Source organism: Acinetobacter sp. Ag2 (assembly GCF_001005515.1).
In the GTDB taxonomy this organism is placed as follows: Bacteria; Pseudomonadota; Gammaproteobacteria; order Pseudomonadales; family Moraxellaceae; genus Acinetobacter; species Acinetobacter bereziniae.
Window position 1 is genome coordinate 1 of the sequence record NZ_LBNA01000013.1, and the last position, 13,478, is coordinate 13,478.

Annotated in this window: 9 protein-coding genes and 2 rRNA genes; 8 read left to right on the top strand and 3 right to left on the bottom strand. The window is 38.0% G+C overall.

Annotated elements, in window-relative coordinates:
- From AAV97_RS00275 to AAV97_RS00285, 3 genes are all read left to right on the top strand, one after another.
- Positions 1-134: ribosomal RNA gene (locus tag AAV97_RS00275) — 23S ribosomal RNA — on the top strand; the annotation flags it as partial.
- Positions 135-304: 170 nt separating this feature from the next.
- Positions 305-419: ribosomal RNA gene (gene rrf, locus AAV97_RS00280) — 5S ribosomal RNA — on the top strand.
- Positions 420-635: 216 nt separating this feature from the next.
- A complete protein-coding gene (locus AAV97_RS00285) occupies positions 636-968 on the top strand; it encodes a hypothetical protein (RefSeq protein ID WP_046759486.1) in 333 nt (110 codons plus the stop codon).
- Positions 969-1,141: 173 nt separating this feature from the next.
- Here the strand turns inward: AAV97_RS00285 and AAV97_RS00290 are convergent, their stop codons facing one another.
- Positions 1,142-1,840, bottom strand: coding sequence for a TIGR04219 family outer membrane beta-barrel protein (locus AAV97_RS00290; protein WP_042087966.1), 699 nt, complete (start codon positions 1,838-1,840; stop codon positions 1,142-1,144).
- Between the two features lie 138 nt (positions 1,841-1,978).
- Between AAV97_RS00290 and AAV97_RS00295 the strand changes: the two genes are divergently transcribed.
- The 4 genes from AAV97_RS00295 (at position 1,979) to AAV97_RS20725 (ending at position 6,428) form a co-directional block, all read left to right on the top strand.
- Positions 1,979-3,427 carry an aldehyde dehydrogenase family protein gene (locus AAV97_RS00295; protein WP_005034917.1) on the top strand — a complete coding sequence of 483 codons (1,449 nt, stop codon included), beginning with the start codon at positions 1,979-1,981 and terminating at the stop codon, positions 3,425-3,427.
- A gap of 57 nt (positions 3,428-3,484) precedes the next feature.
- Positions 3,485-4,075, top strand: a complete 591-nt coding sequence (locus AAV97_RS00300) for a DUF1287 domain-containing protein (RefSeq protein WP_005034921.1) — start codon at positions 3,485-3,487, stop codon at positions 4,073-4,075.
- 720 nt (positions 4,076-4,795) lie between these two features.
- Entirely contained in the window at positions 4,796-6,274 is a 1,479-nt protein-coding gene (locus tag AAV97_RS00305) for a sodium-dependent transporter (RefSeq protein WP_046759487.1), read from the top strand.
- Positions 6,275-6,284: 10 nt separating this feature from the next.
- Positions 6,285-6,428 carry a methionine/alanine import family NSS transporter small subunit gene (locus tag AAV97_RS20725; RefSeq protein ID WP_004823942.1) on the top strand — a complete coding sequence of 48 codons (144 nt, stop codon included), beginning with the start codon at positions 6,285-6,287 and terminating at the stop codon, positions 6,426-6,428.
- Between the two features lie 57 nt (positions 6,429-6,485).
- Here AAV97_RS20725 and rsmB read toward each other — a convergent pair whose 3' ends face one another.
- Both rsmB and fmt read right to left on the bottom strand, forming a co-directional pair.
- Complete coding sequence (gene rsmB / locus AAV97_RS00310; protein ID WP_046759488.1) at positions 6,486-7,793, bottom strand: 16S rRNA (cytosine(967)-C(5))-methyltransferase RsmB; 1,308 nt, start codon at positions 7,791-7,793, stop codon at positions 6,486-6,488.
- Positions 7,790-8,749 carry a methionyl-tRNA formyltransferase gene (gene fmt, locus AAV97_RS00315; protein ID WP_046759489.1) on the bottom strand — a complete coding sequence of 320 codons (960 nt, stop codon included), beginning with the start codon at positions 8,747-8,749 and terminating at the stop codon, positions 7,790-7,792. The genes rsmB and fmt overlap by 4 nt, the downstream gene beginning before the upstream one ends.
- 789 nt (positions 8,750-9,538) lie before the next feature.
- Here fmt and AAV97_RS00320 point away from each other — a divergent pair.
- Positions 9,539-13,478: ESPR-type extended signal peptide-containing protein (locus AAV97_RS00320; protein ID WP_046759490.1), on the top strand; the 3,940-nt coding region annotated here is incomplete at its 3' end.

The following is a 13,478-nucleotide window of genomic DNA, read 5'->3' on the forward strand; positions in this document are numbered from 1 at the left end:
CCCCAAGATAAGATTTCCCTAGGACGTTATGTCCTCTAAAGAGCTGTTGAAGACTACGACGTTGATAGGTTGGATGTGGAAGTGCGGTGACGCATGAAGCTGACCAATACTAATTGCTCGTGAGGCTTGACTATACAACACCCCAGCAGTTGTATATGAAGCATCATTTGATTCATAAAAGATCAAAGAAACTTGATTTAGTTGTAAAGCTAGTTAAAATATTCAACTCAAATGTTCTTCTGTTAAACTCATTTGGAACAAAGTAAGGCATACCCATAAGACCCGAAAAAGTCCATAACAGTTTGCTGGCGACAATAGCAAGAGTGAACCACCTGATCCCTTCCCGAACTCAGAAGTGAAACCTCTTAGCGCTGATGGTAGTGTGGGGTTACCCATGTGAGAGTAAGTCATCGCCAGCTTTTAATTCTTAAAACACCCTCAACTAAAATGTTGAGGGTGTTTTTTTATGCGTAAAGAAAAGATAGAAATGATGGAAAAGGAAGAAAAAAGCTATATGGCATAATTATTTTAGCATCGCATTTATTTAAATGGATGTAATACATGCATTTTACGCCATTGAGGCAGGCTGTACTTTGTGTTAAAAAAGAATCACTAATGATGAGAAAATAATCAATATGCTCATTTTCCAATTTTTCTTCACCGATTATGATGGTGATGAAATTTTACCCGCTCAAACTCAATATGCATCTATAGATGAAATCATAGAACTTATGCAATCGGTTTTAATTCGACCAGAAAATTTTTTAGGAATTGTTGATAAAAATGATCGAACCTTACAGTTTATTGTGAACTCTGATCATTCATTAGATGCAGATATACCTATACCTGATCAAAAAGGCTCTTATACAAAAAGGTTAAGCTTAGAAGAAGCGATTAAGATTGTACAGAAACAGACAGAGTACATTCAACTTGATGAAATTGAAGGCATGACTTTCATGAAGTGGTAGATTTTTAACGGGTAATTCGATTTCGTTCAATTGTTTTAACTAGAAAAATAAAAACCCTCAGATATCCTTGCCTGAGGGTTATATATTGGTAATATACTAGATATCTAAAAAAATCCTCAGCGTATCTAAGAAAATGCTGAGATCATCGACATTCAAGATAACGGTTTTAATGATTAAAAGTGTGCATTTAAGCCAATATATGGACCTTTAAAATCTAATTTGTACTTTAGATCATCTTTATCAGCATCAATATTCAGATAGCGATAGCCTACTTTAGCGCCAACATCTAACAGTAGACTTTGTACAAAATTATATTGAAGCTCTGCTTGTACATCGGTCATTGTTGTATCTCCGTCACTTCCAACAACAATTTCTCCTTTAGTACTCAAACCTGTAAAAGGTAATTTTCCACCTATAGATGCATAGGCGATAGGTACATTGCCAGAAATAGTGTTATTAACGTACTGAAGTGCATCATATTGCTTAATATCACTATCAACATTTGCGAGACCAAAACCTATATCGGCGCTCACGATATTATCAAGTATTTCATAATACAAAATATAATCTGTATTGGTGAATTTAACTTTATCGGAGTTAGGTGAACTCGTATTGTTCTCCGTTGTACTATCTATATTGGTGTATTTAATTTTGACATTAGGTAAAAGAGGAATAGGGTGTTCAAAAGCTATAGAAGCTTGAATACCATTATCTCGATCAATATCATTCTCACTATTTAAGGGCTTGGTATTTTTAATTTTCCCATCGTAAGACCAGTAACTTACATCACCAGTTAAACCAATAAAATCAGCTTGGGCAAATGAGCTTAAACCTAGTGCTGCAATAAATAATGGCAATTGAATAGCTTTCATATTTCCTTCTTGATGAAATAATTTTTCATCTGATATTTTTGTTACTTAAATAGGATTCAATACAGCAGAAACTGTGGGCATGATATAGAGGTTTATCAAATTTTGCATTATTAAAAAAGATGAAATCGAGGATATAACATGAGTGAGACTATTGACGATACAGTGTTTGAACTACCACTTTATGTCGCAAATAAGGCAGTAAAAACAGGGAAATGGCTCGAGGTCTATGACAAGTTTTCTGGTCAGCTATATGCAAAAGTCGCTTTAGCTGATGCAAAAACCTTAGAAAAATCGATCAGTGCAGCAGTAAACGCTGAAAAGGAAATGGCAGCACTGAAACCCTTTCAAAAGCAAAAAATACTTTTACACTGTGTTGGTCGTTTTAAAGAATTGCGTGAAGAATTAACTCAGCTTTTGATTGTGGAAGGTGGAAAGCCAAAACTTGCTGCCGCAGCAGAAGTTGAGAGATTGATTAATACTTTTCAAATTGCCGCAGATGCCGTATCCACGATGAGTAATGGTCATTTGATGCCTTTAGCAGTGACAGCTGCTGCATCTGCGTACCGAGGAATGGTGCAGCATGTACCAATTGGCGCAATTTCCTTAATTAGTCCTTTTAATTTTCCGCTGAATTTAACTGCACATAAAATAGCACCTGCGATAGCAGCAGGTTGTCCATTTGTACTTAAACCAGCCAGTTTGACACCCATTTCTGCATTAAAAATCGCAGAAATTTTAGCGGAAACAGATTTGCCTAAAGGTGCATTTTCAGTTTTACCCTGTCCGCGTGAACATGCGGATGTGTTGGTGACTGATGATCGTTTTAAATTATTAAGTTTTACTGGCTCGGATCAAGTTGGTTGGGATATGAAAGCGCGAGCAGGACGTAAAAAAGTTACCTTAGAGTTAGGGGGTAATGCCGCTGTGTTGATTGAGCCAGATACAGAGCTCAATGATGCACTGTTTGATCGAGTGATAAGTGGTGCATATAGTCATGCTGGTCAAGTCTGTATCAGTGTGCAACGGATTCTTGTTCATGCCGATATTTATACAGAGTTTAAGAAGAAGTTGGTAGCGAAACTGAAAAAGATACGTGCAGCAGATCCAAGTTTAGAAACCACAATTGTTGGTCCAATGATTAAAGCATCTGAAGCACTCCGATTAAAAAAATGGCTCGATAAAGCAGAGAAAAAAGGCACTAAAATTTTATTGGGTGGTGCTTTATCAGGTGTTTTATTTGAGCCAACGTTGCTAGAAAATGTAGACGAGTCACTTGAGATTTATCAAAATGAAGCGTTTGGTCCAGTGGCAATTTTAGAAAAGTATAAAAACTTTGAAAAAGGGATTGAGATGATTAACACAAGTCGTTTTGGTCTACAGGCAGGGATCTATACACAAAATCTCAATAAAATGCTCTATGCATGGGATCATTTAGAAGTGGGTGGGGTAATTATCAATGATATACCGACTTTTAGAGTGGATAATATGCCTTATGGCGGTGTCAAAGATTCAGGGCTGGGACGTGAAGGTATTCAATTCGCTATTCGTGACATGCAAGAAGAGCGCTTGCTTGTGATTAAACAATAAGCCATATTAAAGGAGCCTCGGCTCCTTGTTTTGTTAATTTTTTGAATAGAGTGAAAAATGATAATAAAAACTTTACCTCAGTGGATTTCATTGGTTTTCCTGTCCTTAGTTAGTGTGCAAATTTGGGCATTTCAGGCTGAAAAACTAGTCAATGACGCGCGATCACAAATCTGGAAAACACTTTATTATGATCCGAGCTATACCCAACTCAAGTATCCAATGGGCGATGTACCTTTGGTCAAAGGTGTATGTACTGATGTGGTGATTCGTGCTTTACGTCATCAAAACATTGATTTACAAAAGTTAATTCATGAGGATATGCAACGAAATTTTAAAAAATATCCGCAAAAGTGGGGTTTAAAATCGACTGATAAAAATATTGATCATCGACGGGTACCCAACATCATGACTTATTTTCAACGACAAGGTTATCAAGTCAATGATCAGAAATATCAAGCGGGTGATATTGTCACTTGGGATTTAGGCAAAGGACTCACCCACATTGGCATTATTTCAGATAAGACAACACTTTTATCCAAAACTCCTTTGGTGATTCATAACATTGGTTATGGAACACGTGAAAACGATATTTTATTGAGCTATAAAATTATAGGGCATTATCGTTTACCTAAAAACTCAAGTCCCTAATAGACCATTGATCATAAAAAGATTTTGGACAACTTTTAAATCAAGCAAAGCGATTCATCTTGAAATTCTTAGGATGCTTTAGAAAAAAATCTATGCTTTTAAGTTTGTTAAAGCAGACAACTTTTATGGTTTAAATAGACTCTTTTTTGTAATGCCTTAACTTATTTCTTTTTGTTGTAGGGCATGCAAAATAGTTTTTTTTACTCAAATAAAAAGTTGTTAAAAATATTCTCCCTAGGGAATATGAGGTGTATTTTTCCAAGTGTTGATAAGCAATTGGTGATCGTCTCAGCTCATGATTAAAAGTTGATTTATGGTCGATCAATCAAAAAATAAAAGCATACAGATCCGTATATATTGCTTATCTTTTTAATTAACACGTCTAAAAAGCTGAAATTAACAGTAAATCAGATCATTATTTCGACAGGGTGAGATAAAAAATAGCCATAAGAGATAAATGGTATAAAAAAACCAAGAAAATTTTCACAATTTACAGATAAATCGATATAAAACAGGTATTGTTAGTCCATTAAACAGTCGTTTTCTATTGAAGCGCTTTAACCAAGCAATCAACACAATGACTGGTTTGGAATAACAACAAAGTGCTCAAAAGGTGCTGTTTTATTCGAACAACAAAATTTTAAAATTGGTACTTCTTTTGCTCGCAGATGACAATGACAAAAAGCGGCATTGGAGGACATCTACAGAATTAGGTGTTTTATGACAGAATCTCGTGAAAACTGGACATCACGATCGGGTTTTATTATTGCAGCTGTTGGATCGGCTGTGGGTTTAGGTAATATTTGGCGTTTTCCTTATGTTGCTTATGAAAATGGTGGTGGTGCATTTTTAATTCCTTATTTAATAGCATTAATTACTGCTGGTTTACCTCTATTATTTTTGGATTATGCAACAGGGCATAAAAGCAATAACTCTCCACCTAAAGCGTATCGTGCTTTATTCAAAGGAGGTGAAACTTTAGGTTGGTGGCAAGTCTGTGTCTGTATCATTATTGGTTTATATTATGCCAGTGTGCTGACTTGGGCAGGCAGTTATGTGTACTTCTCTATTGGTCAGTTATGGGGAAATGATCCTGAAAATTTCTTCTTTAATACCTATCTACAAACATCTAAAGCAACTGGTTTTGATTTCCAATTTGTAGGTCATTTATTTTGGCCTATCGTTGGAATTTGGGCACTTACTCTGATCATTTTATTTGGTGGTGTCAAGAAAGGTGTTGAATTATCGAACAAAATTTTCATGCCATTGTTGTTTATTCTATTCACTATTCTTGTGATTCAGGCATTACGCTTACCAGGTGCAGTGCAAGGTTTGAATGCATTCTTTACCCCAAACTGGGCAGCGATGTGGGACTATAAAGTTTGGCTCGCGGCATTTGGTCATACTTTCTTTTCTCTTTCAGTTGGTTTCGGGATCATGGTGACCTATGCATCTTATCTTAAACCGAAAACCAACTTGACTGGTTCTGGTCTGATTGTTGGTTTTGCCAATGCGTCAACTGAAATCTTGGCAGGTATTGGTATTTTTGCTGCGCTTGGTTTTATGGCATTTGCAGCAGGGAAGCCTGTTGATCAAGTCGTGAGTGGTGGTATCGGTTTGGCATTCATTGCGTTCCCTAAAATCATTTCGAGTTTAGGAGCTGGTGCTGATTTATTTGGTTTATTGTTCTTCTCTTCTTTATTTGTGGCTGGTATTTCTTCAATGGTGAGTATCCTTGAAGTACCCATTGCGGCAATGCAAGACAAGTTAAAGTGGGGACGTAAAAAAGCCGTGACTATCATTGGTGGTGGTAGTGCGATTGTTTCGATCTTCTTATTTTCAAGTGTGAATGCAATTAAACTGGTTGATATTGTCGATCATTTTATCAACAATATTGGTATTATTGGTGGTGCACTATTGTCAATTATTGCAGTGGCATGGTTTAAACGTTCTGCATTGATCGAGTTGCGTGATCATGTGAACCGTATTTCAACTGTTCAATTAGGTAAAGGTTGGGATTTCACATTAACCGTCATCACTTCTTTGATTTTGCTGGTAACTTTATGTATGACCATTTTTAGTTTGATTAAAAATGGATACGATACATATAGTGCAAGTATGTTGATGTTCTTTGGTTGGGGCAGTGTGATTTTCTGTGCTGTGGTGGCTTTAGTACTCAGCAAAATGAAAGATCGATAGGAGCAGCAAAATGAATACATCAGCTATTATTATGATGATTATTTCAATGGTGTTTTTATGGGGAGGATTAATTCTCTCGATCTTACACCTCATGAAAAATCCTGAAGAATTAGACGAGGTTCTTGAAGAAGTTAAAGATCAACATACACTTTGATTTAACTATTCATCTAAAGTCAAAAAAGCAGGCTATATTGCCTGCTTTTTTAGTCTGTTAAGCGAGTTTTTTGATTCGACAATAATAAAAACCATCACCATGATCAGTTTGCGGAAGTAATTGACGACCATGAATTTGTTCAATTCCCCAATCAGCATCAATTTTTATTTCTTCGGCATCTGTATGTTCTGCAAAGAATTCCACCATTTGTTGTTCATTTTCAGCTTTAAGAATTGAACAGGTGATATAAAGCAGGGTTCCACCGACTTTAAGTTGTTGCCACATATGATTCAAAATTTGCTTTTGCAAATCGACCACTTGTTGAATATCTGTAGACTGTCTGAGTAAGCGAATATCTGGATGACGACGCATTACACCGATTGCAGAACAAGGCGCATCTAGGATAATGCAATCTACAGGTTGCGTATAAGTCCATGTTGTAGCATCAGCTGTGATGATTTCTACGTCAGCATAGGCATTTAATTCTAGACGTTCCAAATTTTCAGAAACACGTAAGAGGCGTTTAGCATCATGATCAAGCGCAATTAATTTTTGTGGATTAAAGCGCTCTAAAATATGTGCTGTCTTTCCACCAGGCGCTGCACATGCATCGATAATAATTTTATCATCTAAATTTGGTAACAAGGTGGCACAGAGTTGAGCGTGTTCATCTTGAACGGAAAATCCACCTTCTTCAAAGCCCGGCAAATGGGTAATATTTCCAGTTTGTTCGAGTACAATACCAACATCAGAAAGCATACAAGGTCGAGCATCAATCTGTTCTTCCTCTAAGATATCTAGATATTCATCACGACTAATCTGACGTTCATTGATACGCAAAGTCAGTGGTGCAACTTGTTTTAAGTTTTGACAGATTTCATCAACTTGGTTTGTCCAATCTTTTTTTAGTCGTTTGAACAGCCAACTCGGTAAGCCATGCGTTTGACTCAGCGCAGTTTCAAATTCTGATGTTTCACGTGAAACACGACGAAGGATAGCATTGACCAAGCCGCTCATTGGCTCAAATCCTAGTTGTTTAGCTGCATTGACTGTTTCTGAAATCGCTGCATGTGCAGGAATACGCGTACATAAGAGTTGGTATAACCCAAGATATAAGCAACTTTCAAGCGCTTCATTGTCTAATGGTTTTGTTAATAGCGGAAGCGTAACGGCTTTTAAGGAATACCATTGACGTAGGCAGCCCAATGTTAGTTCATGGTATAAACTACGATCACGTTCAGAAACGGTGTTGATATGTTGGTTCAACACAGATGCTAAAGATTGACCATTTTGAACAGCAACAAGGGTTTTAATCACTTGGGCACGCAAATTCAAATTTTTTGCAGAGGATTGAATTTGACTCATGCGAATTGATGTCCTATAGATAGTTTATGACCTTGGATGATTTGAACGGGATTAAGGGCTTTGCCTCCAGGCCACTGTAAACTGGTGAGACAAACTACGCCTTCACCACAGACCACATGTACGCCTTGCTTGTCCATTTCAATAATCGTTCCGACGTCTTCACCGTTTGCAATTACATCAGAAATTGTTGCATTCCAGATTCGTAGATTATTGCTTTCATCAATTGGAGTAAAGGCAACAGGCCAAGGGTTAAATGCGCGGATAGTGCGGTCAATTTCAATAGCAGATTTGCGCCAATCAATCTGGGCTTCTGCCTTAGTCAGTTTGTGGGCGTAAACGGTGAATTGTTCGTCTTGAACTTCACGTGCTTCTAAGTATTGTTGTAATTTTTGCTCTGATTCAAGCACTGTGCAGATTGCTTGTGCACCTTGAGTTGCAAGTTTTTCATACAAGCTTGCGGAAGTATCCATTGTTGTAATTGGGCAAAGGGTCTTATACAACATGTCCCCTGTATCTAATCCAGCTGCCATTTTCATAATTGTCACCCCAGTTTCAGTATCACCTGTGGCAATTGCACGCTGAATGGGCGCAGCACCACGCCAACGAGGTAATAATGAACCATGAATATTTAAACAACCGTATTTAGGTGTGTCTAAAATACTTTGGGGCAAGATTAAACCATAAGCAGCAACCACCATCACATCAGCACCTAAAGCTGCAAGCTCTTGTTGAGCCGCTAAGCCTTCTTCAGTGGATGCCTTGAAATGCAGGGGTTGATAAACAGGTAAATCATGCGTTAACGCAAGTTGTTTTACTGCTGAAGCTGTCAATTTTTGTCCACGACCTGACTTACGGTCCGGTTGAGTATACACAGCGACGATTTCGTGGTCAGTTTGAATCAGTGCTGCTAATGCTGAAGCTGCAAATTCGGGTGTGCCTGCAAAAATGATCTTCAAAGGTTGTGCTCAGATTAAATTTTAAAGGCAATTATAGCAAACATGGTTCTATGGTGGGATTTTCAAATGAAAATTTGATTTTCTCCAAATGTGAAAATTAATTATATTATTTTGACACAAAGCTATTTATTTATGATTTTGACGTATCTATAGATCTGATATGTTTCTTTTGATTAATGAATTTGATGATATTTTGATCGCAGTATGGGTGATATTAAAAAATAATGTGATTTAAATCACATTTAATAGACTATGTTTTATAAAAATTAGAATCATTTTTCAGAGTATGGTTTCTTACATATTGAAATAATGATCTGTTTTTTGTGTTTTGTAAAGTTTTTCTAAACAAAATTAATAAATATTACTCAGAAAAACACAAAGTAGTGAAAGATAAAAATAAAAAGCTATTAAGAAAAATTGTAAACACAAAGAATGTAAACTTAATAAAATATAATTTTGAGGAATGTGTCACACTTATTTTTAACAAATGTGACAAAATTTGTCACATAATTAATTAGAAAAAATGTGATTTTAGTAAAACTTTACAATACTGAAGATAAATATAACTCTATGTTTTTTAAATGTAAAATATTAAAAATGTAAAATAATATAGCTTAATTTCAAAAAAATTAAACCAATTGGTTTAAAAGTTAAAAAAAGTGAAATATATCTCATTTTTTTGATTGCTTTCATTGTATGTAAATTGTTAAATAAAAAAAATTGTACATTTTATATGCATTGTTAAAGCAGAACCTACTGTCAAAAATGCATCTCCTAAGGAAAAGTGATATGAATAAAATCTACAAAGTGATTTGGAATGCGACTTTGTTGGCATGGGTTGCAGTATCTGAATTGGCAAAAGGGAAAACCAAATCTTCTAAAGTAACGGGAATTATTGGCGCTGCGACAGTTAGCTTGATGGTAACGTTTAGTCCTGAAGCATCTGCAGCGATCATAAATACGGATACAAGTTGTGTAACAGGTTCTGCTGGGGCTGTAGGAAATATAAATCCTGGAACTACAGGTTCACAAGCAACTGATGGTTCGGGAACATATTCTTTGGTTGCAGGCTGTAATGCCAAAGGGAACAATAATCTTGCTGCAACAGTATTTGGAAGCTTCTCAGAAGTTACGGGGACAGCAGGAACAGCTTTAGGTCACAATAGTCAAGCCAATGCTTTTGGTACAGCTGTAGGTGTTGAGAGTCGCGCTACTGCTGCTGGGAGTACGGCAATTGGTGAAGGCACTCAGTCAACTGGGCAAAATGCTGTGGCATTGGGTGGTACTGCGACAGGGACTGCTGCAGGAAATGTATTATCTGTGGCAAATGCTGTTACGGCTTCTGGTAGCGGTGCTGTGGCTATCGGTGGTAATGCAACGAGAGGCGCTCAGTCTGCTGGAACGGATGCTGTTGCAATTGGTGCACAGTCTACTGTCGCAGCAGCTGGTACTGGTGCAGTGGCTTTGGGTGCAAGAAGTAATGCTTCGGCGGCTACTACTGTGGCTATAGGGGATGGGGCAAATGCATCAATTGCAGGTAGTATTGCTTTAGGAGCTAGCTCAACGACTTCTGCATCCGTAAATAGTACAGCACAAACAATCAATGGTAAATCTTACACAGCAACTGGTACTGCAAGTACAGGTGTTGTAAGTGTTGGTTCTGGTTCAATAAAGCGACAAATACAAAATGTTGCAGCGGGTCAAGTCACAGCTTCTAGCACAGATGCAGTGAATGGCAGTCAATTATTCAATACAAATACTGAGTTAGCTAAGGTTGCGACAGATACAGCTGCGGCTTTAGGCGGTGGCGCAGCTGCTGGTACGACGGCTGGTGGTATAACAGCTCCAAGCTATACAATCACAAAAACAGATGCAAGCACAACAACTGTCAACAATGTTGGCGCAGCAGTGAATGCGTTAAACAATGAGGTAGTTAAAGCAATTACCTTCAACGGAACCACAGGAACGACCAACCAGAAATTAGGTTCATCTATTGCAGTGATTGGCGATAGTAAAAATATTTCTACTGCGGTTACTACAAATCAAATTAAAGTTTCTATTTCTGATAATCCAACTTTTACAACAGTTACTACTGGGAATAGTAAATTAGATAATACTGGTTTAACCATTACTGGTGGTCCAAGTGTTACAACTGGTGGCATTAATGCAGCCAATACTGTAATCAGTAATGTTGCTGCACCAACAGCAGGTACAGATGCGACCAACAAGACTTATGTAGACTCAAAAGCAGCAGCATCAAGAACAGAAGTCGCAGCTGGAAGCAATGTATCTGGTGTAGTAAAAACGACAGGCGCAAACGGTCAAGATATTTATACAGTAAATGCCAATGGTACGACTGCATCAGCAGGTTCTTCAGCAGTTACCGTAACACCAGGCACGAAAGATGCAAATAATGTCACTGACTATAAAGTAGACTTGTCAGCGACTACAAAAACCGATATTCAAAAAGGTGTAGATGCAAAAAATGCTGTAGATACCGCAGGTCTAAAATTTAAAGGTGATACAGCAACCACAAGCAATACCAAGAAATTAGGTGACACCGTTTCGATTACGGGTGATACGAACATTAGTACAGTTGCGACAACTGATGGTGTACAGGTTAAGCTAAATCCAAACTTGGATTTAGGAGCAACTGGTAGCGTTAAAACGGGTAATACCACGATTAACAATGCAGGTGTAACAGCTGACCAAGTTACGGTTGGTGGTGTTGTTATTAATAAAACAACAGGTATTAATGCAGGCGGGTTAGCGATCACAAATGTTGCTGCACCAACAGCAGGTACAGATGCGACCAACAAGACTTATGTAGACTCAAAAGCAGCAGCATCAAGAACAGAAGTCGCAGCTGGAAGCAATGTATCTGGTGTAGTAAAAACGACAGGCGCAAACGGTCAAGATATTTATACAGTAAATGCCAATGGTACGACTGCATCAGCAGGTTCTTCAGCAGTTACCGTAACACCAGGCACGAAAGATGCAAATAATGTCACTGACTATAAAGTAGACTTGTCAGCGACTACAAAAACCGATATTCAAAAAGGTGTAGATGCAAAAAATGCTGTAGATACTGCAGGTCTAAAATTTAAAGGTGATACAGCAACCACAAGCAATACCAAGAAATTAGGTGACACCGTTTCGATTACGGGTGATACGAACATTAGTACAGTTGCAACAACTGATGGTGTACAGGTTAAGTTAAATCCAAACTTAGATTTAGGAGCAACTGGTAGCGTTAAAACGGGTAATACCACGATTAACAATGCAGGTGTAACAGCTGACCAAGTTACGGTTGGTGGTGTTGTTATTAACAACACATCAGGTATTAATGCTGGTGGTAAAGCGATTACCAATGTAGCAGCACCAACAAATAACACAGATGCTGCTAACAAGAAGTATGTAGATGACGCAGGTACAGCATTAACCAATTTGGGCTTTGGATTAAAAGCGCAAGATGGTACGACTGTGAACAAGAAATTAGGTGAAGCAGTTGATATTGTTGGTTCAAACAGCAACATCAGTACAAAAGTAAATGCAGGCAAAGTAGAAGTTGCACTATCCAATACATTGGACTTAGGTACTACAGGTAGCGTTACTACGGGTTCAACTGTAATTAACAATGCTGGTGTTACGGCAACTCAAGTTACCGCAAACAAAGTCACAGTTAATAATGCACCAACAGCAGGTACAGATGCGACCAATAAAACTTATGTAGACTCAAAAGCAGCGGCATCAAGAACAGAAGTCGCAGCTGGAAGCAATGTATCTGGCGTAGTAAAAACGACAGGTGCAAACGGTCAAGACGTTTATACAGTAAATGCCAATGGTACGACTGCATCAGCAGGTTCTTCAGCAGTTACCGTAACACCAGGCACGAAAGATGCAAATAATGTCACTGACTATAAAGTAGACTTGTCAGCGACTACAAAAACCGATATTCAAAAAGGTGTAGATGCAAAAAATGCTGTAGATACCGCAGGTCTAAAATTTAAAGGTGATACAGCAACCACAAGCAATACCAAGAAATTAGGTGACACCGTTTCGATTACGGGTGATACGAACATTAGTACAGTTGCGACAACTGATGGTGTACAGGTTAAGCTAAATCCAAACTTGGATTTAGGAGCAACTGGTAGCGTTAAAACGGGTAATACCACGATTAACAATGCAGGTGTAACAGCTGACCAAGTTACGGTTGGTGGTGTTGTTATTAACAACACATCAGGTATTAATGCTGGTGGTAAAGCGATTACCAATGTAGCAGCACCAACAAATAACACAGATGCTGCTAACAAGAAGTATGTAGATGATGCAGGTACAGCATTAACCAATTTGGGCTTTGGATTAAAAGCGCAAGATGGTACGACTGTGAACAAGAAATTAGGTGAAGCAGTAGAAGTTGTCGGTGCTGACAGCAACATCACCACGAAAGTTGCAGGTGGTCAGGTTGCGATTGAGTTAAATAAAAACCTCAACAACTTAACTGGCATTACCGTGAACGATGGAACCAATGGCACCAATGGTTCAACTGTGATTGGTAAAGATGGTATTTCAGTTAAAGACAGTTCAGGCAATACGATTGCAGGTGTAGATAACACAGCGTTGACGGTTAAAGATGGCAGTGGCAACACAGAAACTAGCATTCACCAAGAGACCAACACGTTAAATGAAGCGCAAGGTGAAACTGATAAGTTTGCAGTGAAGTACGACA